This window comes from Bacillus sp. S2(2019), assembly GCF_005144805.1.
In the GTDB taxonomy this organism is placed as follows: Bacteria; Bacillota; Bacilli; order Bacillales; family Bacillaceae; genus Bacillus; species Bacillus altitudinis.
In genome coordinates this window covers 711,902-736,151 of the sequence record NZ_SWFL01000002.1, presented here as the reverse complement: position 1 = coordinate 736,151, position 24,250 = coordinate 711,902, and the positions used below count along the sequence as shown (strand labels likewise).

Below are 24,250 nucleotides of genomic sequence, written 5' to 3'. Positions count from 1 at the left end.
AACGGAAAGAGGAGGCAAAACAGATGAAAATGAAAAAAGCATTTTTAACGATCCCGCTTAGTGCAGCATTATTATTACCAACTGCTCAAATGGCAAGTGCACACGAAGGACATATGCATGGGGATGCAAAAAAGTCGTCATCATCACAAGAGGTGTCAAATAAAGCAACGGATCTTCGCGCAGCGCTTGATCAGCTGTTCTCAGAACATGCTTATTTAGCAGTGATCACGATGCAAAAGGGAATTGATGGAAGTGAAGATTTTGATCAAGCAGCAGCAGCGTTAAATGAAAACACGAATGATCTATCAAATGCGATCGCCTCTGTGTATGGAAAAAAAGCAGGGAAACAATTCAAAGAGATTTGGTCAAGCCATATCGGTTACTTTGTTGATTATGTACAAGCAACAGCAAAAAAAGATGAAGCAGGTAAAAAGAAAGCGGTCAAAGAGCTTGATCAATACCGCATGAAACAAGCTGATATGCTTGATAAAGCAACGGATGGAAGATTGAAAGCAAGTGAACTTGAAGAAGGTTTAAAAATGCACGTCAATGAACTGCTAAAAGCTTTTGACAGTTACACAGAAAAGGATTTTGATACAACCTATGAAACGGTCAGAAAATCCATTCATCATATGTTTGAAGTAGGTAAAGGCGTATCATGGGCGATTACAGATCAATTTCCTGGGAAATTTGATCAAAAATCAGTGGATACTCCAGCCGCAGATCTTCGTGAGGATTTAAACTACTTGTTCTCAGAGCATTTGGCACTCGCGGTAGTGGCTATGCAAAAAGGGAATGATGGCAGCAAGGACTTTGACCAAGCGGCAGCAGCGTTAAATGAAAACACGAATGATCTATCAGATGCGATCGCTTCTGTTTATGGAAAAGATGCAGGAAAACAATTTAAAACGATCTGGTCAAGTCATATCGGATATTTAGTTGATTATGTTAAAGCGGATGCATCAGGAGACGAGCAAGCAAAAGAGAAGGCTGTTAAAGATTTAGATGCTTACCGTATGAAACAAGCAAAATTTTTAGATCAAGCGACAGATGGCCGCTTGAAGGCGACTGACTTAGAAGCCGGGTTGAAAACCCATATTGATGAGCTCATCAAAACGTACACGTCTTATCACAATGGCGAATATGATCAGCTGTACCCGACTGTCAGAGAAGCATACGGCCATATGTTCATGGTTGGTCAAGATGTCGCATCAGCTATTGTCGATCAGCATCCTGAATTATTCAAATCCAACAAGCCAAATGAGATGCCGAAAACAGGTATGGGAGGCACAGCCGGTCCATTAGGTATGTCATATGAAGCATTTGCTGGGATGATGGCAAGTCTCATCTTAGCCGGAGGTGCAGTGGGCGCGTTCTTCCTCATTCGCCGTAAACCATCAAATTAAACAATATCAAGACAAGAGGGAACGTGCACAATCGTGCCGTTCCTTTCTTCAAAAGGAGGTCGACTTGCGTGAAAAGATGGCTGTTTGGTATTCTTACGCTTCTCATCATCACGGGCTGCGCATCCCAATCAATAGATGAAAAGTCATCCTCTGAAACTGCATCATCTCCTGAGCCAATGACAGCAAAACAAGCCAAGAATCAATCTCATTCACACGACACGTTAAAAGATGAGCCATCGGGTATTGTCCCCGCTGACATCTCCATTCCAGCGATTGATGTCCAAGCAAAAGTGGAGAAAACGACTTTATCAAAGGATGGCAGTATGGGTGTTCCGCAAAATACAGATCACACGGCTTGGTTTGAAGATGGTCCGAAGCCTGGTGATAAAGGGAATGCTGTCATAAATGGACATGTTGATAATAAGTGGGGTCCAGCTGTTTTTTATCGACTAAAGGAGCTAAAAAAGGGAGACAAAGTCATTGTGACATCCTCGTCAGGTGAAAAGCGAACCTTTGAGGTTCTCAAGTTGAAAAGCTATCCGCGTGATGAGAAACCAAATGCTTTTTTCGGGTACGCCTTTACACGGAATCTCAATTTCATCACATGTACGGGAACTTTTGATCATGCAGCCGGTACACATGAAAAAAGATTGGTTGTCTTTACACAACTGATTTCCTCATAAGAAAAAGGCGGATACACGGAGGTGTAACGCCTTTTTTTCATGATTTCCACAACAGCATCTTAGAAGAAGATTCATAGGTCATTAGATATGGTTGGTTGTATAAATAGGGGCGTTTGTCATATAAATGAGTTGGCAATTTTTATTTCTTTTCAGTAGAATATGAGTAATGAAGAGAACTGTAAGCGTATACAACCTGTCCAAACAAGGCAGATTCTCCACCCTAAATGAAGGAGGCCGACCTAATGCTGAGTAAAAGACTGGCGCACATTTTAAGTCAGCTGATGGCAGCTGAGACTCCTCTCACGAGCGCAGCGCTTTCTGTCAGTTTACAAGTGACAAGCCGCACCATCCGAACAGACATCAAGGAACTGAATGAGCGTCTAGCCCCATATCAAGCAGCTGTATCAGCTGTTAGAGGCGCTGGCTATGAGCTGTTGATCAACGATGAGAATGCCTTTCGCCGTTTTATGAAGGAAGAAGTCGAACAGGAAGAACCGCTTGCTGTTCTTCCAGAAGAACGAGTTCGATTTATTTTGAAAAAGCTGCTTCTAGCGGAATCATATGTGAAGCTGGAAGACTTACAGGAGCAGCTGTTTATTAGTAAATCGACGATGAGTAATGACATGAAATGGGTCAAACGTAAGCTCGAACCCTTTGATCTGAAGCTGGAAGCAAAGCCGAATAAAGGCTGCCGGATTAAAGGATCTGAGATGAAAATCCGTTATTGCATGTCAGAATATTTATTCAATGAACGGCGTTCCTATCAAACAATGCTGGACACGGCGGTTACGATTTTGCCAAAACATGAGCTGGAATTGATTCAGAGAACCATGATTGATTATATCAACGAGGAAAAAATGAATCTATCAGACATTTGCATGAATAATTTAATTGTTCATATTGCTATTGCCTGTAAACGGATTAGACACGGAAACTATGTATCTGTGCTGCCTGAAGAAATCAACGAAATCCCAAGGGCAAAAGAATACAAGGTAGCCAAAAAAATGGTTGAGCGTCTTGAAGGGCTGCTGGATGTCTCATTTCCACAAGAGGAAATCGTTTATATCGCCATCCATTTGCTAGGAACAGCCAAAATGGTACAGTCTTTTTCAACGGGCGGTCAAAAACAAATTGTGGATGATGACACGAGCCGTCTTGTTCAGCTGATGCTGAAAGCCATTGATCAAAAATTGCAGCTGGATTTAGCGGGAGATGCGGAATTGCTGATTGGCCTCAGTTTGCACTTAAAGCCAGCGATCAATCGGTGTAAGTATGGAATGAATTTAAGAAATCCAATGCTAGATGAGATCAAAGCGGGCTATCCAATTGCCTTTGAAGCAGGGATTGTGGCGAGCAGGGTCATTGAAGAAGAGACAGGTTTGTCCATTCATGAAAATGAGATCGGCTATATGGCACTTCATTTTGGTGCGGCCTTAGAGCGCAGGAAAATGGAGATACCACCGAAGCGATGCCTGATTGTCTGTGCGTCTGGTGCAGGGAGTGCAAGGCTACTTCAAGATCGTTTGCGGTCACAATTTGGGTCGAAGCTGACCATTTTAGGAACAGCAGAGCTTTATTCCCTTCCGCATGTCTCTTTACATGCATTGGATTTAATTATTACGACCATTCCCATTCATATGGATTTACCGATTCCTGTCATTCAAGTGAACACGATTTTAGGAGGCAGTGATTTTTTAAAAATAGAAGAAGCTTTGACAAGTGAAACAAGAGTGACATTAGCCACGCAATATATGAAAAAGGAATTGGTCTTTACAAAACGCGCCTTTCAAACAAAGGAAGAGGTCATACACTTTCTCACGCAAAAGGTCATTGACATGGGCTTAGCGCCAGTAGAACTTACACAATCTGTGATGGAAAGAGAAGAGTCTGCACCGACTTCATTTGGGCATTATACAGCGATTCCGCATCCGATGACCCCGCTGACAGAAGAGACGTTTTGGGCGATCTGTACATTAGAAAAACCGATTATTTGGGGAGAGAAAAAAGTTCAATTTGTGTGCTTGCTTTGTGTCGAAAAAGAGAATGCCAAAGACTTAAAAGGCATGTACCGTCTGCTTGGAGAGCTTGTCCATCATGTGAAATTTATTCAGCACCTCATCACCTGTGACACCTTTGAAGACATGCTGGATGTCATGGATAAAAAAGCGCCTTCGTACAAGAACTAATGGTGTGATATTAACTTTTTCCGCTTCCTAAAGGAAAAAGTATGGGTGTTTATGAAAGCGGTTTCATAATATGATGAATGTGTAAAGAAAAGCTTCATACTTCAAAAAGGGGGCGTTTACAATGAACATTTTATTAGTTTGTGCAGCAGGTATGTCAACAAGCTTACTTGTCACAAAAATGGAGAAAAGTGCACAAGAACAAGGAAAAGACTATCGTATTTGGGCAGTATCTGGAGATGCTGCAAAAAATCATATTGATCAAGCCGATGTGCTTTTATTAGGACCTCAAGTTCGTTATTTATTACCGCAAATGAAAAAACTCGGAGAAGACAAAGGAATTCCAGTAGACGTGATTAATACCGTGCATTATGGCGTATGTAATGGTGCTGAGGTTTTAAAATCTGCTGAACAGTTAGTGAACGGATAAAGGGGGCGGAAGGGATGAATGGATTCAACCGATTTCTAGAAGAGAAGGTTATGCCGTTTGCAGGGAAGATTGCCGCTCAAAGACATTTACAAGCATTGCGTGACGGAATTGTTTTAACCATGCCTCTCATTATCGTCGGTTCACTGTTTCTCATTTTAGCCAACCTTCCGATTCCAGGATACAGCGATTTTATGGCAAGTGTCTTCGGAGCCGAATGGGCCACGAAACTATCCTATCCTGTGAATGCCACCTTTGACATTATGGCACTTGTTGCGACCTTTGGGATCGCGTACAGGTTAGCTGAAAAGTATGCAGTCGATGCACTGTCATCTGGTGCAATTGCTGTCGCAGCTTTCCTTCTAGCCACACCTTATCAAGTCCCGTTCACACCTGAAGGATCAACAGAAGCTATCCTCGTGAATGGCGGTATTCCCGTCACACTGATGGGCAGTAAAGGGCTATTCGTTGCCATGATTATTGCCATGCTTTCCACCGAAATTTACCGCTTTATTGTACAGCGGAATATTGTCATCAAAATGCCTGATGGTGTACCGCCAGCAGTTAGTAAATCGTTTATCGCACTTATTCCAGGTTTTGTGGTCATCACGCTGATCTGGGTCGCTAGGCTTCTGATTGAGATGACACCTTTTGAGAGTATTCATAATATCATCACGGTCTTAATCGGCACACCACTATCCATTCTTGGTGGAAGCTTAGGCGGAAGTATCGTTGCCATCGGTGTGCAAATGCTCCTCTGGGCATGTGGTATTCACGGAGCCACCATTGTCGGCGGAGTCATGGGTCCGATTTGGCTCGGTGCGATGGATGAAAACCGTCTTGCCTTCCAAGCAGGAGAAGTGCTGCCGAATATTTTCACAGCGCAGTTCTTTGAAATCTTTATCAATGTCGGCGGAAGCGGCGCGACGCTTGCTTTGGTACTGACCATGATCTTGCGTGCGAGAAGTAAACAAATGAAACAGCTTGGCCGTCTTGCGATTGGGCCAGCCATCTTTAACATCAACGAACCGATCATTTTTGGAATGCCGATTGTGATGAACCCAATGCTTCTCATTCCGTTTATCCTTACGCCAATTATGATGATCATCACCACATATATCGGAATGAGCACAGGACTTGTAGCAAAACCGGCAGGGATCGCTGTCCCGTGGACAATGCCGCCAATCATTTCAGGCTATCTCGCAACAGGCGGGAAAATCTCTGGCGCGGTCATGCAGCTGATTAACCTTGCCTTGTCATTTGCGCTATACTATCCATTCTTTAGAATGTGGGATAAGCAGAAATTGAAAGAAGAAAATGAGCTTGAAGCAAAAGCATCAACAGATGAAAATGTCGTCAGCATGTAATAGAGGGAACAAGGGGGATGCGGCCGATGGAAATGGAACAAATTGTGTTTCAACTCATCTTGCACGGTGGTAATGGCAGAAGCTCGGCCATGGAGGCCATTACATGTGCAAAGCAAGGCAATTTTGATGAGGCGAAGCAAAAATTGCAGGAAGCACAAGACGCGTTAAATGAGGCGCATCACGCACAGACAGAGCTAATCCAAGGAGAAATCAGAGGAGAGAAAACCGACGTCAGTCTCTTGATGATTCATGCACAGGATCATCTGATGAACGCTATGACCGTCAAGGAGCTTGCAGCTGAAATCATTGAGCTCCATGAAAAAATGAAGCAATTCGGAGGTGTCAATTCATGAAAGACGGAATCAAAATTGTCACAATAGGCGGTGGATCAAGCTATACGCCTGAGCTCGTCGAAGGGTTTATTAAACGATATCAAGAATTGCCTGTAAAGGAATTATGGCTTGTGGATATTGAAGCAGGTCAGGAAAAGTTGAACATCGTGGGTGCCCTTGCAAAACGTATGGTTGAAAAAGCAGGTTTGCCGATTGAAGTGCACCTCACCCTTGACCGCCGGGCAGCTCTGAAAGATGCGGACTTTGTCACGACACAATTTCGTGTAGGACTGCTCGAAGCCAGAGCCAAGGATGAAAGAATCCCACTTAAATATGGCGTCATTGGACAGGAAACGAATGGTCCAGGCGGTTTATTTAAAGGTCTACGCACCATTCCAGTCATTCTAGACATCGTGAAGGATATGGAAGAGCTTTGCCCAGATGCCTGGCTGGTGAACTTTACAAATCCAGCAGGCATGGTCACAGAGGCGGTGTTACGCTACACGAATCTGAAAAAAGTGGTCGGTCTATGCAATGTGCCGATTGGAATCAAAATGGGCATTGCAAAAGCGCTGGATGTCGATGTCGAACGCATTGAAGTACAATTTGCAGGCCTCAATCACATGGTCTATGGCTTAGATGTGTATTTAGACGGGGTCAGCATTATGGATCAAGTGCTCGATGAATTAGGAAATCCAAATAGCCAGTGGTCGATGAGGAATATTGAAGCGAAAAACTGGGAGCCTTCTTTCGTCAAAGGCTTAGGGGTTATTCCATGTCCGTATCATCGTTATTACTATAAAACGAAAGATATGCTGGAGGAAGAACAAAAAGCGGCTCAAGAAAAAGGAACAAGAGCAGAGGTTGTGCAGCAAGTCGAGCATGAATTGTTTGAGTTATATAAAGACCCAGATTTATCGATTAAACCGCCGCAACTCGAAAAAAGAGGCGGAGCTTATTACAGCGATGCAGCATGTAATTTGATCAGCTCCATCTATAATGATAAACATGACATTCAACCGGTAAACACAGTGAACAGAGGAGCGATTGCCAGCATTCCGGCCGAATCAGCGGTTGAAGTGAACTGTATCATTACAAAGGACGGACCAAAACCAATCGCGACAGGTGATCTGCCTGTGGCTGTGAGAGGACTCGTTCAACAAATCAAGTCTTTCGAGCGTGTGGCAGCTGAAGCAGCTGTGACAGGAGATTACGAGACGGCTCTTGTCGCCATGACCATCAATCCACTCGTTCCTTCTGACGAAATTGCAAAGCAAATCTTAGATGAAATGCTTGAAGCGCACCGTGAATATTTACCGCAGTTCTTCAAATCAGTGAATGCGTAAAATAAAATGGCCCCTTTATGGGGTCGTTTTTTATGATTTTTTCATATGGAAACCGGAGAAAGCAGTGTATGATAGAAAAAACAACATGTACTGCTTCAAAGAAAGGACGGTTAGAATATGGTGGCAATTGGGTTAATGCTTTACGGCTTTATCGTTCAACCTCTACTTAGTTACGGCACAGTGGTTTTGTTTTTGTATGGAATCATCGCTTCATTTATTGGCCTGATTCGGCATAGACAGGATGTGTGGATGTATGTTCTCCGCCTGCTCGTTTGTTTTACTATTCCAGTAACCAATCTGTTAATGTATTTCGCAACCATCGGTGGAGATGAAAGAGACTTTGATTTCCAGCCGATGCCGCCAGTTTATCATCTTGTTTTTATCCTAGAAATCATCATCGTCTTTTTACCAGAGATCTTTTTACTGATCGAGAGAAAGCGGAGTATCAAAGGGAAACAGTGGATATATGCAGGGGCCATTGTGGGGATATCGGTCTTGTTTTGGTGCACGCTTTGATGAGAGGCTGATGGACATCTAAGTCTTTTTCGCCTTTTTGTTGCGTAACCTCTTTCGCCTCACTTTTACAAAAGTAATGGAAAGAACAAAGATAGAAATTCCGAGAAACTTAAATAGAAAACGGGTGAAGAACGATGAATCATCGAAACCTGTAGCGATGATGATTGATCCGATGCAAATCCCAAAGAACGCTAGTAAATAAGTAAAAAACATATCATCACTCCTTAAGCGTGGAATAGATCCATATTTTCCATTATGAGGTAGTGAAGGAGATAAAGAAACAAAAAAAGAACCCTTCATCAAATGAAAGGTTCTTTAGCTTGCTTATGCCTGCTTGACGACCGAATCGACTTCTACTGTCCAGCCGAAGATATCTGGCTGAGTTCCTTTTTGGATTCCGGTAATCGCTTCGTACAATTTCTTCGATACTTCGCCTGTTTGACCATTTTGAATGACGTATGGCTGATCGTCATAAATTAATTCACCGACAGGAGAAATGACGGCTGCCGTTCCTGTCCCGAAGATTTCTTCAAGTTCACCGGATTGATGTGCTTCAATTAACTCATCAATTGAAATTTTACGTTCTGTCACAGGGATTTCCCAATGCTTTAACAGCTCAAGCACAGAATTCCGTGTGATCCCTTCTAAAATGCTGCCATTCAGTTCAGGCGTCACGATTTCTCCATTGATTTTAAAGAAGATATTCATACTGCCGACTTCTTCAATGTACTTTTTCTCGATGCCATCAAGCCACAGGACTTGTGAAAATCCTTTTGTTTCAGCAACTTGCTGTGCTTTCAAGCTCGATGCATAGTTTCCAGCTGTTTTGGCATTCCCTGTTCCGCCTTTAACGGCGCGGACAAATTCGTTTTCCACCGCAATTTTGACCGGATGGATGCCTTCTTTATAATAAGAACCTACTGGAGATAAAATGATGATCAGCTTATAGGTGCTTGACGGTGCAACACCTAAATAGGGCTCAGTAGAAATAATGAATGGACGAATATACAAAGAAGTGCCCTCTGCATCAGGTACCCAATCCTTATCAATGCGAATGAGTTCATTTAAGCCTTCTAAAACCGTTTCTGTATCAATTTGCGGGATACATAGACGGTCATTTGATCTGTTTAAGCGTTCCATATTTTTTTCGGGACGGAATAAAAGAATCTTTTGATCCTCAGACACATACGCCTTTAAGCCTTCAAAAACAGATTGGCCATAATGATAAACCATAGAAGCTGGGTCCATTGGAATCGCCTGATAAGGGATAATTCTCGGATCATACCAGCCTTTATCAATTGAATAATCCATCACAAACATGTGGTCTGTGAAGATTTTTCCGAATTCAAGTTGATCAGATTGAGGTTTTGGTTTTTTTGTTGAACTAAGTTCAACGCGGATGGGTTGTTTTGGCATCGTAAATCTCCTTGCTGTTTGATTATTTGAAAATTCTAATAATATGAAATAATTATGATTCTATTCTATACCTTCACAAAATATTAGCAATAGGTTTTCTGGAATTCAGACAAGAAAAATCTGTTAAAGCGCTTTCCTCCTCTCTGTCGTGTTTTTACTGAAGTTTCCCCTTAGAAATAAAATCCAATTTCATTATTAACTGATTAATCTGACAATTTAAAAGCGATTTGTTTTCCTGTAAGATATTCTTTCAACCATACACCTTTTGACTAGTACATTGCAAGGGGCATTGCCATATTTTAATCCTCTTTTTTTTAACCGATAAAGGTAGAAGAGAGTGGAAGGGAGCAAACAACGAGATGAAACGAATGATATCAGGCGCCTTATTGATTTTATTGATGACCGCCATTAGTTTTGGCTGTCAAGCGATGACGGAGGAGGCTGGTGCGAAGCAAGGTACTGCCTATTACGTCGCAGCAAATGGGAACGACAAACATCCAGGGACAAAGCAAAAGCCTTTCCGTACGCTGAAAAAAGCGGCAAGTATCGCGAAAGCTGGGACAACAGTTTATATGAGAGGCGGTACATACAAAGAGAAATTGATTGTCCGCCATTCTGGAACAAAGAAAGCACCAGTTGTTTTTCAAGCGTATGGAAAAGAGAAGCCTGTCATTAGCGGAGCATCTCTTAAAGGAAATCAAGCAGACGGTGGTCTTGTGAAGATTGATCAAAAAAGCTATATCACCCTGAAAGGGCTGACAGTCGGTCATATTAAAACGAATCAAGAAGATGTGACACCCATCGGTATATTCATCACAGGAAGCGGCAAAGGCGTCAAACTGCTTAACAACCGTGTGTACGACATTCAGACGACACATCAAAATGGGAATGCTCATGGCATTGCGGTCTATGGAACGAAAGCACCTGCAGCCATTGAAGACATTGAAATCAAAGGAAACACTGTGGAAAAGTTAAAGCTAGGTTTTAGTGAAGCCCTTGTGCTAAACGGAAACGTTAAAAAATTCCGCGTGACACATAATACAGTCCGGCATACGGACAATATCGGGATTGATTTAATTGGTTTTGAAAATGTCGCACCTTCTAAAAAGTATGATCAAGTGAGAAATGGTGTCGTATCTAGAAACAAAGTTTATGAGATTACGAGTGTTGGGAATCCAGCGTACGGCAAGGATATCTCCGCAGGAGGAATCTATGTGGATGGCGGGAAAGACATCGTGATTGATCATAACATCAGCCATCATAATGACCTTGGGATTGAGGTCACAAGTGAACATAAAGGGAAGATGGCCGAACGCATTCGCATTGAGCACAATCAAGTATATTTAAATCGTTATACAGGCATCTCCATTGGCGGATATGACAAGAAGCGCGGCGGAACGACAAACACGACCATCTCCCATAACATTTTGTATAAAAATGACACAGCCGGCTTAGAAGGCGGTCAATTGCTCATGCAATATCAATCGGTGAACAATCGAATCACGAATAATATCATGACAGCCAGTGCTTCGCATTACTTAGTCGTGAATCTCTACGAAGTGAACAAGAAGAATACATTCCAAAAGAATGTCTACGATGACCGCAAAGGTGCAAAAGCCTCTCAGTGGGTATGGCGAGGGAAATGGATGGAAGGCTACAAAACGTATCGCTCGAAAAGCGGTCAAGATAAAGGATCAGCACACCTCAATCCCCAATTTGTGAATGAGAAAAAATATGATTTCCGTCTTAAGGCATCTTCACCTGCTAAGAAAATCATCGGCAGTTAAACAAGGTATACGGTGTAAATGATCATTTTAGAAATTTTCAAAAAAGTCATTGACATTGATGAGACATCACATTAAAGTAAAGAAGACATTTCAACTAAATCAAATTTCATAACGGATCTCTTATCAAGAGAGGCAGAGGGACTGGCCCTATGACGCCCAGCAACCGTTTCTATTTAAGAAATTGGTGCTAATTCCTGCAAAGCTGTTACAGCTTTGACAGATAAGAGAGGAAGACTTCCCGATACATGTTTCATGCAACGGTGATCAAGCCTCTCTTTATCAAGAGAGGCTTTTTTTGATCTCTTTTTTGAGAATCAAACGACGGGGTTCACAGGCATATTTCCACTTTTTTACCTAGTTTTCCGATGTGAAAAATAAAACAACTTGAGGAGGAACAGCAATGAAACGTAAATATTGGACATCATCTCTTGTATTATTGACGGTCCTGACCGTGCTATTATCTGGTTGCGGTACGGGATCAAGCGCAGGCTCAAAGGCTAATGCAAACGAAAAGGTTTCCTTTGACAATGTCCCGAAGCGATTTGCAAAAGGACAGGGAGCAAAAATTAAAGTCATCCGTAAAATTGGCGGGGACGATCATACCGCTCAGTTTTTAGCAGGAACGAAGGCAGAAGGGGAAGCGCTAGGCTTTACAGTAGATGTCTACACGGCAAATGGTGATACGGCGAAGTTTCATGATGCCATTTCTCAAGCACTAGAAGAAAACTATGATGGCTTTATCATCTCTCATGGGGATGATGAGGCGACAGTCGCTGATGTGAAGAAGATCACGGCGAAAGGCATTCCAGTTGTGGCGTTTGATTCAAATCCGAAGCTGAAGGATATCAAAGGAGTCACAGTGACGTCTCAAGATGACGAGCAATTAGCGAAAAAATCATTAGATGCACTCGTGGCTGATTTTAAAGGGAAAGCAAATATTGCGTATCTTTGGGTAGACGGATTCCCTCCAATGGTGAGACGAAACAAGGTGTACCAAGAAACGCTCAAACAGCATACAGGGATCAAGGAACTTGACCGATTTGGCGTTGCGGCCTCTGATACATCAGTTCAAACACAAAATGCGGTTGCGGCTATGCTAAATAAATATCCAAAGGGTAAACTGGATGCGATTTTTGCCACGTGGGATGCATTTGCGATTGGTGCTGCAAGAGCTTTAAAAGAAGCAGGAAGAACCGAAGTGAAAATATACGGTATTGATGTATCTAATGCCGATCTCCAAGAAATGACTGCGAAAGACAGTCCTTGGAAGTACACTGCCGCTGTCGATCCGAAGCTCATTGGTGCAATCGACGTAAGGATTCTTGCGAAGAAACTAGCTGGTGAGAAAACGCCATCTTCCTATGACCTTGAGGCCTCTCTCATTTCACAAAAGCAGCTTCAGGATGCAGGAAAGGCCATCAATATGGTCAATCTTGCAGAAGAAGTAAAAGGATTCGGATCATCGACTGCTTTTGAAGAAGACTGGATGAAGACCTTGAAGAAGCATTATGCAAAATAAACCACGTGCACTCTCTTTTCATAGAGGGTGTTTCGTTTTTCAATTGACGATCAGGAGAGAAGGAGGACACCTATGACAACGCCGCTTGTTCATATGAAAAACATTTCGATTGAATTCCCAGGAGTCAAAGCGTTAGATCAAGCAAATTTCACATTAAAAAAAGGCACAGTCCATGCCCTGATTGGGGCTAACGGTGCTGGGAAGTCAACGTTAATGAAAGTTCTCTCTGGTGCTCATTCACATTTTGAAGGAACCATCCACATCAATGGCGAGGCGGCGACCATTCATACTCCGAAGGATGCGGCCTCATACGGTGTGCAGACCGTCCATCAAGAAGTGGATACAGCTCTAGTGCCATATTTAAGTGTTGGCGAAAATATGATGATCCATGAAATTGAGAAAAATCCATTCGTCCGCTGGAAAGAGATTCACCGCAAGGCAGCACAGCTGTTAAAAGAGATGGACATTGACATCTCGACGAAGCGTCTTGTGAGTGATTTGACACTGGCAGAAAAACAAATGGTGCTCATTGCCAAGGCTGTGTCGATCAAATGCAGCATTTTAATTTTGGATGAACCAACCGCTCCACTTAGTCATGCAGAAACAAGCAAGCTATTCTCAATGATTCATCAATTGAAAAAGAACGGCACAGGCATCATTTTTATCTCGCATCGCATGCCAGAAATTTTCAACATCTGTGATGAACTGACTGTGATGAAGAATGGAACCGATGTGGCGGCACACCTCATTAAAGAAACCGATCCAAAGCAGGTCATTGAAGAAATGCTTGGCGCGCCATTAGAGGAACAATTCCCATCTCGTACAACGCTTGAGGATGCACCGATTGTGCTTGACGTGAAAGAGTTGCATGACCAGCATAAATTAAACAACATTCATCTTCATGTGAAAAAAGGAGAAATTCTCGGGATTGCAGGACTAGTCGGTGCTGGTAAAACAGAATTGTGCAAAGCCCTATTCGGCGCCTCAGAAAAAAAGTCAGGCACTGTGCAGCTGCATGGTCAAACCATTCATATCAAGTCGCCTCATCACGCTGTGAGAGCGGGTATTGCCCTTGTGCCTGAAGAACGGAGAAAAGAAGGGATTCTAACAGAAGAAACTGTTGGATGGAACGTAACAGCTGCAAGTCTACGTTCGTTTACACGGCCGTTCAGCTTCTTACATCGTTCTAAGGAACGGAAGGCAGCAGATGGAATCGTCAAGCGGCTTGGCGTCAAGACACCTTCTCTTGAAGCGAAGGTGAAGCATCTATCTGGTGGAAATCAGCAAAAGATTGCAATTGGAAAATGGCTGTTGGCTGAGGCGGATGTCTATCTCTTTGATGAACCAACCAAAGGTGTAGACGTTGGAGCAAAAAAGGACATTTTCTCTCTCATTGCAGAACTAGCTGAAAGAGGAAAAGCGGTTATTTATGCTTCAAGTGAGCTTTCAGAAATTGCAGGAATCGCCGACCGAGTATACGTCTTATATGATGGCAGCATTGCCCGGGAAATGACGGCACCAATGACTGAAGAAGAGCTTTTATATCATTCAACAGGAGGACAATCATGAGTGAACGACAAGTTTCAGCCCCAGTTCAACAAATCAAGAAACAGCGGCCATCCTTTCATCTGTTTGATTTCTTTTATCAATATGGCACCATCTTAACGATTGTCGTATTGATTGTTGTCTTTGCGGCAGCCAATCCGGCATTTTTACAGTCAGGAAATATCATCAATATTTTACGATCGATCTCGATTGTAACCATCATTGCGGTAGGGCTGACGATCTCACTAGCAGTGAACGGCTTTGATTTATCTGTAGGCTCAGTTGCTACGTTATCAAATGCAATTGTGATCTCCATGTTTGTATGGTTCTCGCAAAACCCACTCATTGCGATCCTTTCTGCGCTGGCGGCTTCTCTTATTGTCGGTTTGCTGAATGCTTGGATGATTGTCAAAATGAAGATTCCAGATATGCTCATGACACTAGCCATGATGTTTATCATTCAAGGGCTGGCACAAACCTATACGAAAGGTGCGACCATTTCTGAAAATATGGTGCTGCCTGATGGCACTTTTTCAACTGGCACCATCCCTGCCTTTTTCAGCAAGATTGGGCAGGTACCCTATATCATTTTGATTATGGCGGCCATTGTGCTTTTTGCACATGTTTTTATGACTTACACAAAGCATGGGCGATTGATGTATATCATTGGTGGAAATAAAGAAGCCGCCCGATTGTCTGGTATTCATGTGAACAAATACAAAATCGCAGCATATCTGTTGTCTGCCTTATTTGCGGCGATCGGTGGTATCGTGCTGGCATCAAGGGTGATGACAGCAGAAATTAACGCAGGAACGCCATATTTAATGGATGGGGTAGCTGCTGCTTTTATCGGGTTTTCAGTCATGGGAGCAGGTAAACCAAACGCATTCGGTACGTTTATTGGTGCGGTGCTCATCGGTATTTTGCAAAATGGACTTGTGATGATGTCTGTCCCGTATTATGCAATGGATATCGTGAAAGGATCTGTGCTTGCACTGGCACTCGCGCTGACTTATTACAAACAGCGGAGCTAAGATGTATTTTTTTAAAACCATTTGCGTCCTCTCTCCGTCTAGTAAACGGAAAGCAGTGTAACAGCTGTTTGCCAAAAGGAGATGACAAAAAGAAATGAATATGTCAGCAACTCATGTAGAAGATTTGAAAAGTGTCATGGAAGACTGGAAAAATGAATTATTAGTATATAAATTTGCATTAGATGAAATGGATACAAAGTTTTCGATTATTAGTCAGGAATATAATTTAATCCATGGACACAACCCAATAGAGCATACTAAATCACGGATCAAATCCTTTGAAAGCATCGTGAATAAACTAGCGAGAAAAGGATGTGACATCACCACACAATGTGCCAAGGAGTACATACATGATATCGCTGGTGTCCGCATCATCTGTTCGTTTATTCAAGATATCTATAACATTATTGATGTTCTGAGGCAAAGAGAGGATTTAAAGATCCTTGAAGTGAAGGATTACATTCAGCATCCGAAACCAAATGGCTATCGAAGTCTTCATTTAATTGTTGAGATTCCTGTTTACTTAACGAATCGTGTGGAGCATGTGAAGGTTGAAATTCAGGTGCGGACCATTGCGATGGATTTCTGGGCGAGTCTCGAACATAAAATCTATTATAAACTGCAAAACGATGTTCCTCATCAGCTCACCGATGAACTAAAGGAAGCGGCAGATATCGCTCACTACTTAGATGAAAAAATGCAAAATATCAAACGAGAAATTGATTAACCAATAAAAAGAGTAGCTGTTTTGAATGACAGCTACTCTTTTCAGTCTTATTAAGGGTTGGTGCCTCGATCTCTCTTTTGAATGATCGTACCGTCATCTTGCGATTGTGCAGACGGGCTGCCTTTTTGTGTAGAAGTACCAATCCAAACACCTGTGAACAAGAGCGCAAAAATCGCGCTTGAGATCAGCCATTTTTTCATCATACATCACTCCATCTTCTTAACAAGTTTTGAATGACAACGCCTTGTTCTGAAAATAAATCGCTTCTTTAGGTAGACCATTTTCAGTTAAGTAGGCGGCTACATCCTGACAGATAGCCTCAAGATCAACAAGGAAATTCATAGATTCTAATTGATCACAATAAGAAATGATCTGCTCAATCATGTTGTTTGGCTGGAGCATCAATGTTTCTAAAATGGATAATTTAAGTGAAATGTTTCGTTGTTTTAAATTTTCTGCTTTTTGAAGTGAAAGCTGTACATAATAGTGGAACAAACCAGGCTTTTTCAGCTTAAATAGCGCTTTCGTGTAGGCATACAAGGCCAGTAAATAGCCGCCTGGGGAAGAAGTTTCGAATGACTCAATCAATAAAGCTTTTTCTAGGAGCGGCACAGCTTCACTGTATTCATTTCTTAGACTTTTAATAAAAGCTGCATTGCAATATGCGTGGCCAAGTAAATCCGGATCCTCCATCTGTTCTAGTGAGTAAATCACCTGTTGAAACAAAGTTTCTGCCTCATCATATTTAGATTGATCCGCATAATTCAGAGCAAGCATCATTTGACAGCTGATTGATTTTTTCACATAACATGGATCTGCGTCGTAAATAGACGAAGCCTTTTTTAAGTGGTGGATGGAGAGAAGTGTGGATCTTATATTATAGTATAGACAGCCTGTTTTATAATGGAATTCTGCTTTTTCAATGTCATCATGAACGAGATCTAATTTATCCTCTGCCAATTTCAAATGGTGAAATGCTGAATCTTGATTCCCTCTGCGCATTTCATACATGCCTTTAAAGAAATAGAAATAGTAGCTGAGCATATCATCTGTACGAATCGCATTTTCATCCACAAAAAGACTGTGATCTAACGAAGCTGTATCTTCGACTAAATCTTTGAAACGGTATTCTAAAAGTTGATAGTAGAGTAAGACGTCTTGATTCTCTTCCATTCGATCAAATGCTTGAAGAATCTCTCCTTTTAGCTGTATGGCTTCTTGTATGTCTCTTTTTTTCATCAAGACATACCAGTCATTTAGCATATTTGCTACATCAACGGATGACAAAACACCTGTTTCTGCCAATTGGTATCCTCCTTTCTTCACCTATTCATTTCTGCGGATTCTTATTTGTCTGAATCATCTTTCCATATTAAGTATCTTCTTATATTTTAAGCGGTCTATCTCAATTTGTAAAACATGTTTTTTGATGTAAATTCAACCAGTAGTGAAAAAAATAGGGAGTAGCGATCAAATTGTATACGCTTACATTTTTTTAGGTAAAAAGAGGATGTTGGAAAAAATATATCAGGATATCAATAGGGGAAGAGAGACAGTGAAAGAGGTTTTTTTCATAGGTGAGAAAGAAGTGGTATTGATAAAGGGGTGTTCTCGGTTTTTTGTGAGATTATATCACATGAATATTGTGAAACATGATTCTTTCAGAATAAAATGAGTTATTCGCAAAAAAGTAAAATTTAAAGAGACTATCGATCTAGAATTGTATGGATCTTTGGTATTGATAAAAAATATCACACAGTATAGCTTTAGCGTGGTATAGTAAGATTGTTGTTGCGAATATTTAGACAAAACTGACAATTGGGGGTCGTGTTTTATGAAGAAATCGATGTTACTGATCATGGGACTAATTGTTGTGCTCGTCATGGCAGCCTGTGGTTCAAAATCAGACAGCGGTTCGGGAGAAGGCAAAGGCACATATAAAATCGGGATAGATGTAACATATCCGCCATTTGAATTTGAAAAGGGCGGAAAAACGGTGGGAATAGACGTTGATTTAATTAACGCCATTGCGAAAGACCAAGACTTCAAAGTGAAACTTGAAGCAATGGATTTCTCAGGGATCATTCCAGCGATGCAAGCAGGTCAGCTTGATGTTGGAATGGGTGGTATGAGTATTACAGATGAGCGTAAAAAGAAAGTGGATTTCTCAGATCCATACTTCGACGCTGGTCTGACAGTTGTTGTGAAAAAGGACAGCAGCATCAAATCGATTGATGATTTAAAGGGGAAAAAGCTAGCTGTTAAAAATGGGACAACAGGTGCAAAATTTGCAACAGATAACGCAGACAAATATGGGTATGAAGTAGTTCAATTCAATGACAGTCCATCTATGTTCCAAGAAGTATCTAATGGAAATGCAGATGCTTTAATTGAGGATTATCCTGTCATTACGTATGCGATCGCACAGCAAGACTTGAAATTGAAAACAGTTGGAGATCGCTTGAATGGAGACCAATACGGGATCTCAGTGATGAAGGGTAAAAACCAGGACTTATTGAAGAAAATCAATAAAGGGCTGGAAAACCTAAAGAAAAACGGTGAATATGACAAAATTATTGAGAAATATTTGAAGTCATAACACAAGCGAGGCGCGCTCAGAGCGCGCTTTCTTTATGTGTCAACCATATGTGAATTAGGGAGGGAGAAACATGGATACGATTGTTAATGCATTTCCGTATTTAATGGATGGTTTGCAAACCACATTATATATCTTTGTTGTTGCTATCATTTTAGGTTTTATCATCGGGTTGATTGTGGCACTATTCCGCCTATCACCATTTAAAATCTTGAACTTTATTTCACTCGTTTTTGTCAATGCCATTCGAGGTACGCCATTTATCGTACAGCTATTCTTCATTTATTTTGGGCTTAATACACTTGAATTCATTTCACTTGACCGAGTGCCGGCAGGGATTATTACAGTAGCGATTAACGCAGGAGCTTATTTCTCAGAAATTATTCGTGCAGGGATTCAGTCCATCGATAAAGGACAAACTGAAGCCGCACGCTCTTTAGGATTCACAGGTGGACAAAACATGCGCTTTATCGTCCTTCCACAGGCATTTCGCCGTATGCTTCCAGCCATTACGAACCAAGCCATCATCAGTTTGAAGGACACCTCTCTTTTATCGATTATCGGTATTGCTGATATCATGCAGCGGGGACAAGTTCAAGCATCGGCTACCTTTGATCCTTTGAATGTCTGGCTCATTGTCGGTGTCATTTATTTCGTGATCATTTATTTACTTTCTCTACTGGCTAGCTACGCAGAAAGGAGATTTGATGTGAAATGAGTATGATTACGGTGAAAAACTTGAAGAAATCCTTTGGTGATAACGAAGTCTTAAAGGATATTAATGCAGTCATCGAGGAAAAAGAGGTTGTATGTGTCATTGGTCCTTCAGGATCAGGGAAAAGCACATTTCTCAGATGTCTCAATAAATTAGAGGATATTACGGCTGGGGAAGTTGTTGTCCACGGACATACGATTACAGACCCAAAAGTGAATATCAATAAAGTACGACAAGAAGTTGGTATGGTGTTTCAGCACTTTAATTTATTTCCTCATAAAACCGTGTTAGAAAATATCACGATCGCACCGGTGAAAGTAAAAGGGATGGAGAAGAAAGCGGCAGTCGATAAAGCATTAGACTTGCTTGAAAAGGTCGGCTTGAAAGACAAGGCCAAAAGTTACCCTAACCAATTATCTGGTGGACAAAAACAGCGTGTTGCCATTGCAAGAGCCTTGGCGATGGACCCGAAAGTGCTCTTATTCGATGAGCCGACATCTGCTCTTGACCCTGAGGTCGTTGGGGATGTATTAGCTGTTATGAAACAATTAGCAGTCGAAGGAATGACGATGATTGTCGTCACACATGAAATGGGTTTTGCAAGAGAAGTGGGAGACCGTGTGATCTTTATGGATGGCGGATATATCGTCGAAGAAGACAAACCAGAAGCACTCTTTGGAAACCCGCAGCACGAGCGTACCAAATTGTTTCTTAGTAAGGTGCTATAAAAAAAGAGTAAGAGCAGGTATGCTCTTACTCTTTTTCTTTTGTGACGAGAATGAATATACCGATTCGCATGCATTTCCTAGGAAATATTATCGTTGGAAGAACTCAATCCACTCTTGGTCTGGCCCTCGGAAAAAGAAGTAGCAATAGCCATTGGGCAATGTTGTGATTTCTTCATCTATTAGCTCAATTTGCAGCTTTTGAATACGGTTGAATTCCGCGTGGATATTATCTGTTGTGAAGGCGAGATGGTGGACCTTTCCTTCAGATGGAAGGTCACTGCTATACCCTTGAATGAGTTCGATTTCCGTTTCTGCTTCGTCTTTAAAGCCAAGAAAGGCAAGTTCAATGACTCCGTTTGTATGAGTGATGCGATCCTTTAATTTCATGCCCACCACTTTTTCATAAAAATCAATGGACTGATCAATATTTGTCACCATAATCCCTGTATGATCTAAGCGTAATGTTGTCAAAAAAGAGCCTCCTCTATGTCGAGTTGATATTTTTCTCCTCATCTTATCATAATAGAAGTAACGTATACATTCATATGGTAGGATAGAGAGAGTCAATTTAGGATAAGGATGACACAAATGAAAAAAATCTCATTAAAACAAACATTTGCAGAACAAGTGAAAAAGGGATATCCGCTTATTTCAAAAGATGCTGTGTCGCGTGTGAATGGTGTACAGGAAGGCGAACTCATTGAATGGGTAGATGAAAGAGGCTCTTTTTTAGGGAAAGGATATTATGGTGTGCAAAATAAAGGCATCGGTTGGGTACTTTCCTTTGACGCTAACGAAAAAATAGATCAGGCCTTTTTTGTTTCTAAACTTGAACAGGCATCCAAAAGCAGAACGCATCTATTTCGTGATGCACAGACGACGGCTTTCCGTGTGTTCAATGGAGAAGGGGATGGAATTGGTGGAATCACGATTGATTATTATGATGGATTCTATCTCATCCAATGGTATAGCGAAGGTGTTTATACATTAAAAGAAGATGTATTGGCTGCGATTGAGCAGGTGTATCCTAACTATAAAGGCATTTATGAAAAGAAGCGGTTTGATACGTCTGGACAATATATCGAAGATGACGATTTTGTAAAAGGGGAGAAAGGTGAATTTCCTCTTATCGTCAAAGAAAATGGGATGAACGTGGCGGTTTATCTAAATGATGGTGCGATGACAGGTATTTTCCTTGATCAGCGTCATGTGCGAAAAGCAATTCGAGATCGCTATGCAAAAGGAAAGACCGTCCTTAATACGTTCTCCTATACCGGCGCTTTCTCTGTAGCAGCAGCGCTTGGCGGAGCAAACCGTACGACAAGTGTAGATGTTGCAAACCGCAGTTTGAAAAAAACATCTGAGCAGTTTGAAGTGAATGGCATTGATGTAGACGGGCAGGATATCAAAGTCATGGATGTCTTTAAATATTTCCCGTTTGCGGCGAAAAAAGGCTGGAGCTATGATGTTGTGATCTTGGACCCACCATCCTTTGCACGAACGAAGAAACACACATTCAGTGCAGCGAAGGATTATAAGAAACTATTAAAAGAAGCCATCCAGATCACAGCTGAGAACGGCGTCATTGTGGCGTCAACCAATAGCAGTGCATTTGGGATGAAAAAGTTTAAAGGATTTATTGCACAGGCCTTTAAAGAATCTGGGAAAACGTATCGTATTCTTGAGGAATATACACTTCCTGAGGACTTCCGTACAACGAAAAATTATCCTGAGGGGAACTATTTAAAGGTTGTCTTCATCCAAGCATAAGAAAAAGCCATTTTCCGATAGAGGGAAATGGCTTTTTCTATAGGGCAAACGACATCAGGATAGGCGCTGCACATAATGTAATAATGGCCGAAATGATCATGGACACACTTGAGATCGTGCCTGAGACCGAGCTCAGTTCAAAGGCCTTCGATGTGCCTGCACCATGTGCTCCTGTACCAAGCAGAACGCCCATTGCAATGTCATTATCAATACGGAAATAACGGATAACCAATGGTCCAATGATTGAGCCAAATAATGCTGTTAAAATGACGAATACAGCCGTAACGGACGGCATCCCGCCAATCATTTCAGACACACTCATCGCAACAGGTGTTGTGACGGATCTTGGGACGAGGCTCTCGATCAGACTCGTGTCCAAATGAAACAATTTGGCGATAAACGCTGTTGATAAAATTGCAACGATAGAACCGCAAGCCACATTCAAAATAATTTCTACTGCATGCTTCTTCAGAATGTGAAAATACTTATATAAAGGAATGGCAAATGCCACAGTCGCAGGTTGAAGCATATTTGTCAGCCATTTTCCGCCTTGATTGTAAGCATCGTAAGGAATGTTCACGATTAACAGCAAGACCACAAGAACAACCGGTGTCACAAGTAAAGGGGAGACATAGACTTTCGGATGACGTTTATAAACCGCTTTTGATCCGAGATAGATCAGAATGGTTAGGATCAAAAATAGTCCGCCAACTAACATAGCTTTTTTCGCTCCTTTCTTTTCGCAATCATCTGCGTCATCATGCCAGTCGAGAGCATGACCACAAAGGTACTAAGTAAAACCACAAGGACAATACTTGTGCCAGATTGAGAAAGTAATGTTCCGTAATCAATCACACCTACTGCTGAAGGGATAAAGAAGAGCAGCAGTTCTCCGAGCAGCCATACGGCGCCAAGTTCAATCCATTTTAATTTAATGATGTTAAAATGAAGTAATAAGAAAATGACAAGAATGCCTAAGATCGTGCCCGGAATTCTCAAATGCAAAAAGGCCGCCAGCACATTCATCAATTTCGCAAAAGCAAATAAAGCCATAATCTGAAGGGTAGCAATCAGCGACGTTTTGAGCAATTGCACTTTCTGTTCACTCCTTTTTCTATATAAATTGTTCACTGTTTCACAAAAACAACACAACGTTCTAATCGGTGAGCTTACTTTAAAGTGTACAGCACGTTCTATTATAGGTAAAATACATATATCGAATAGTTAGTATTCCTTTTGTCTATAGAAAGGGTGAACCATGTGGACATCAGACATTTAACATATTTCTTAGAAGTGGCACGGTTAAAGAGTTTTACGAAAGCATCGCAATCGCTCTATGTGTCGCAGCCGACCATTTCCAAGATGGTCAAAAACCTTGAGGATGAGCTAGGTGTGCAGTTGTTTTACCGTAATGGCAGACAGGTTGAAATGACAGATGCTGGACAAACCATGTATACACAGGCGAGTGAAATCACACAGTCCTTTCAGAATTTAACGAGTGAATTAAATGATTTAATGAATGTGAAAAAAGGACATATCCGAATAGGACTGCCGCCCATGATTGGATCAAGCTTTTTCCCAAATGTGATGGGGGAATTCCGCCAGCAGTATCCAGATGTCACCTTTCAATTGGTGGAGCATGGCTCCATTAAAGTAGAGGAAGGGGTAGAGGATGGATCATTAGATATTGGTGTCATTGTTCTGCCTGCAAATGATAAAATTTTTCATACATACACCATCATTAAAGAGGATATGAAGCTTGTCACCCATCCATCACATCCGATGGCAGGACGTGATGAGGTTCATTTGGCTGATTTAAAGGAAGAGTCTTTTATTTTCTTTCGAGAAGATTTCGTTCTGCACAGCCGAATCTTAAATGAATGTATGAATGCGGGATTCAGGCCGAACGTTATTTATGAAACGTCACAATGGGATTTCATCAGTGAAATGGTTGCTGAGAACCTTGGAATCGGGCTTCTGCCTGAACGGATTTGCCGTGATCTAGATCCTGATAAAGTGAGGATCATTTCCTTAAATCCGTCTATTCCTTGGCATTTGGGTGTCATTTGGCGAAAGGACCGCTACTTGTCCTTTGCTGCAAGAGAATGGTTAAAGCATACAAAATCCTATGTGTGGGATGCAGAGTAAAAGGG

General features: G+C 41.7%; 24 protein-coding genes and 1 riboswitch. Of the genes, 18 read left to right on the top strand and 6 right to left on the bottom strand.

Features of this window, described 5'->3' with window-relative positions:
• Nucleotides 1-23: 23 nt before the first annotated feature.
• The 8 genes from FBF75_RS08895 (at nt 24) to FBF75_RS08860 (ending at nt 8,260) form a co-directional block, all read left to right on the top strand.
• On the top strand, nt 24-1,406 hold the full coding sequence (locus tag FBF75_RS08895; protein WP_099496940.1) for a copper amine oxidase: 1,383 nt from the start codon (nt 24-26) through the stop codon (nt 1,404-1,406).
• Between the two features lie 68 nt (nt 1,407-1,474).
• On the top strand, nt 1,475-2,089 hold the full coding sequence (locus FBF75_RS08890; RefSeq protein WP_057078883.1) for a class F sortase: 615 nt from the start codon (nt 1,475-1,477) through the stop codon (nt 2,087-2,089).
• A gap of 242 nt (nt 2,090-2,331) precedes the next feature.
• Complete coding sequence (locus FBF75_RS08885) at nt 2,332-4,275, top strand: BglG family transcription antiterminator (protein WP_057078884.1); 1,944 nt, start codon at nt 2,332-2,334, stop codon at nt 4,273-4,275.
• A 121-nt stretch (nt 4,276-4,396) separates the two neighbouring features.
• On the top strand, nt 4,397-4,702 hold the full coding sequence (locus FBF75_RS08880; protein WP_007497889.1) for a PTS sugar transporter subunit IIB: 306 nt from the start codon (nt 4,397-4,399) through the stop codon (nt 4,700-4,702).
• 14 nt (nt 4,703-4,716) lie between these two features.
• The gene (gene celB, locus FBF75_RS08875) at nt 4,717-6,066 is read left to right on the top strand and encodes a PTS cellobiose transporter subunit IIC (RefSeq protein ID WP_007497888.1); all 1,350 of its coding nucleotides are present in this window, start codon (nt 4,717-4,719) and stop codon (nt 6,064-6,066) included.
• A gap of 26 nt (nt 6,067-6,092) precedes the next feature.
• Nucleotides 6,093-6,419: a PTS lactose/cellobiose transporter subunit IIA gene (locus FBF75_RS08870; protein WP_008345561.1), complete on the top strand. Its 327-nt coding sequence runs from the start codon at nt 6,093-6,095 to the stop codon at nt 6,417-6,419.
• Nucleotides 6,416-7,744 (top strand): 6-phospho-beta-glucosidase, encoded by a 1,329-nt coding sequence (locus FBF75_RS08865; protein WP_007497885.1) that lies wholly within the window; start codon nt 6,416-6,418, stop codon nt 7,742-7,744. The genes FBF75_RS08870 and FBF75_RS08865 overlap by 4 nt, the downstream gene beginning before the upstream one ends.
• Before the next feature lie 117 nt (nt 7,745-7,861).
• A complete protein-coding gene (locus FBF75_RS08860) occupies nt 7,862-8,260 on the top strand; it encodes a hypothetical protein (RefSeq protein ID WP_007497884.1) in 399 nt (132 codons plus the stop codon).
• 324 nt (nt 8,261-8,584) lie between these two features.
• Here the strand turns inward: FBF75_RS08860 and FBF75_RS08850 are convergent, their stop codons facing one another.
• Nucleotides 8,585-9,676, bottom strand: a complete 1,092-nt coding sequence (locus tag FBF75_RS08850) for a branched-chain amino acid aminotransferase (RefSeq protein WP_136944641.1) — start codon at nt 9,674-9,676, stop codon at nt 8,585-8,587.
• A gap of 359 nt (nt 9,677-10,035) precedes the next feature.
• Between FBF75_RS08850 and FBF75_RS08845 the strand changes: the two genes are divergently transcribed.
• From FBF75_RS08845 to ywaC, 5 genes are all read left to right on the top strand, one after another.
• Nucleotides 10,036-11,463, top strand: a complete 1,428-nt coding sequence (locus FBF75_RS08845; RefSeq protein ID WP_136944640.1) for a DUF1565 domain-containing protein — start codon at nt 10,036-10,038, stop codon at nt 11,461-11,463.
• 117 nt (nt 11,464-11,580) lie between these two features.
• A riboswitch (SAM riboswitch) is annotated at nt 11,581-11,690 on the top strand.
• A gap of 173 nt (nt 11,691-11,863) precedes the next feature.
• On the top strand, nt 11,864-12,982 hold the full coding sequence (locus tag FBF75_RS08840; protein WP_035389900.1) for a sugar ABC transporter substrate-binding protein: 1,119 nt from the start codon (nt 11,864-11,866) through the stop codon (nt 12,980-12,982).
• A gap of 72 nt (nt 12,983-13,054) precedes the next feature.
• On the top strand, nt 13,055-14,551 hold the full coding sequence (locus tag FBF75_RS08835; RefSeq protein ID WP_136944639.1) for a sugar ABC transporter ATP-binding protein: 1,497 nt from the start codon (nt 13,055-13,057) through the stop codon (nt 14,549-14,551).
• Nucleotides 14,548-15,561 carry an ABC transporter permease gene (locus tag FBF75_RS08830; RefSeq protein WP_046526779.1) on the top strand — a complete coding sequence of 338 codons (1,014 nt, stop codon included), beginning with the start codon at nt 14,548-14,550 and terminating at the stop codon, nt 15,559-15,561. The genes FBF75_RS08835 and FBF75_RS08830 overlap by 4 nt, the downstream gene beginning before the upstream one ends.
• 94 nt (nt 15,562-15,655) lie before the next feature.
• Nucleotides 15,656-16,288: a GTP pyrophosphokinase YwaC gene (ywaC, locus tag FBF75_RS08825; RefSeq protein WP_007497867.1), complete on the top strand. Its 633-nt coding sequence runs from the start codon at nt 15,656-15,658 to the stop codon at nt 16,286-16,288.
• A gap of 50 nt (nt 16,289-16,338) precedes the next feature.
• On the opposite strand, the gene FBF75_RS19660 is transcribed toward ywaC, so the two are convergent.
• The gene (locus FBF75_RS19660) at nt 16,339-16,488 is read right to left on the bottom strand and encodes a hypothetical protein (protein WP_017368302.1); all 150 of its coding nucleotides are present in this window, start codon (nt 16,486-16,488) and stop codon (nt 16,339-16,341) included.
• Nucleotides 16,489-16,507: 19 nt separating this feature from the next.
• Nucleotides 16,508-17,593, bottom strand: coding sequence for a Rap family tetratricopeptide repeat protein (locus tag FBF75_RS08820; protein WP_136944638.1), 1,086 nt, complete (start codon nt 17,591-17,593; stop codon nt 16,508-16,510).
• Nucleotides 17,594-18,122: 529 nt separating this feature from the next.
• Between FBF75_RS08820 and FBF75_RS08815 the strand changes: the two genes are divergently transcribed.
• From FBF75_RS08815 to FBF75_RS08805, 3 genes are all read left to right on the top strand, one after another.
• The gene (locus FBF75_RS08815; RefSeq protein WP_007497862.1) at nt 18,123-18,887 is read left to right on the top strand and encodes a transporter substrate-binding domain-containing protein; all 765 of its coding nucleotides are present in this window, start codon (nt 18,123-18,125) and stop codon (nt 18,885-18,887) included.
• Nucleotides 18,888-18,957: 70 nt separating this feature from the next.
• A complete protein-coding gene (locus FBF75_RS08810) occupies nt 18,958-19,602 on the top strand; it encodes an amino acid ABC transporter permease (protein ID WP_007497860.1) in 645 nt (214 codons plus the stop codon).
• A complete protein-coding gene (locus FBF75_RS08805) occupies nt 19,599-20,327 on the top strand; it encodes an amino acid ABC transporter ATP-binding protein (RefSeq protein ID WP_007497858.1) in 729 nt (242 codons plus the stop codon). The genes FBF75_RS08810 and FBF75_RS08805 overlap by 4 nt, the downstream gene beginning before the upstream one ends.
• Nucleotides 20,328-20,414: 87 nt before the next feature.
• Here FBF75_RS08805 and FBF75_RS08800 read toward each other — a convergent pair whose 3' ends face one another.
• The gene (locus FBF75_RS08800; protein ID WP_008345541.1) at nt 20,415-20,798 is read right to left on the bottom strand and encodes a VOC family protein; all 384 of its coding nucleotides are present in this window, start codon (nt 20,796-20,798) and stop codon (nt 20,415-20,417) included.
• Nucleotides 20,799-20,915: 117 nt separating this feature from the next.
• On the opposite strand from FBF75_RS08800, the gene FBF75_RS08795 reads away from it, so the two are divergent.
• Nucleotides 20,916-22,097: a class I SAM-dependent rRNA methyltransferase gene (locus tag FBF75_RS08795; protein ID WP_136944637.1), complete on the top strand. Its 1,182-nt coding sequence runs from the start codon at nt 20,916-20,918 to the stop codon at nt 22,095-22,097.
• Between the two features lie 37 nt (nt 22,098-22,134).
• Here the strand turns inward: FBF75_RS08795 and FBF75_RS08790 are convergent, their stop codons facing one another.
• Nucleotides 22,135-22,815 carry a CidB/LrgB family autolysis modulator gene (locus FBF75_RS08790; protein ID WP_007497850.1) on the bottom strand — a complete coding sequence of 227 codons (681 nt, stop codon included), beginning with the start codon at nt 22,813-22,815 and terminating at the stop codon, nt 22,135-22,137.
• Nucleotides 22,809-23,192 carry a CidA/LrgA family holin-like protein gene (locus tag FBF75_RS08785; RefSeq protein WP_008345527.1) on the bottom strand — a complete coding sequence of 128 codons (384 nt, stop codon included), beginning with the start codon at nt 23,190-23,192 and terminating at the stop codon, nt 22,809-22,811. The genes FBF75_RS08790 and FBF75_RS08785 overlap by 7 nt, the downstream gene beginning before the upstream one ends.
• A gap of 165 nt (nt 23,193-23,357) precedes the next feature.
• Here FBF75_RS08785 and cidR point away from each other — a divergent pair, with 165 nt between their 5' ends.
• On the top strand, nt 23,358-24,245 hold the full coding sequence (gene cidR / locus FBF75_RS08780) for a cidABC operon transcriptional activator CidR (RefSeq protein WP_035702495.1): 888 nt from the start codon (nt 23,358-23,360) through the stop codon (nt 24,243-24,245).
• The last annotated feature ends 5 nt before the right edge of the window (nt 24,246-24,250 follow it).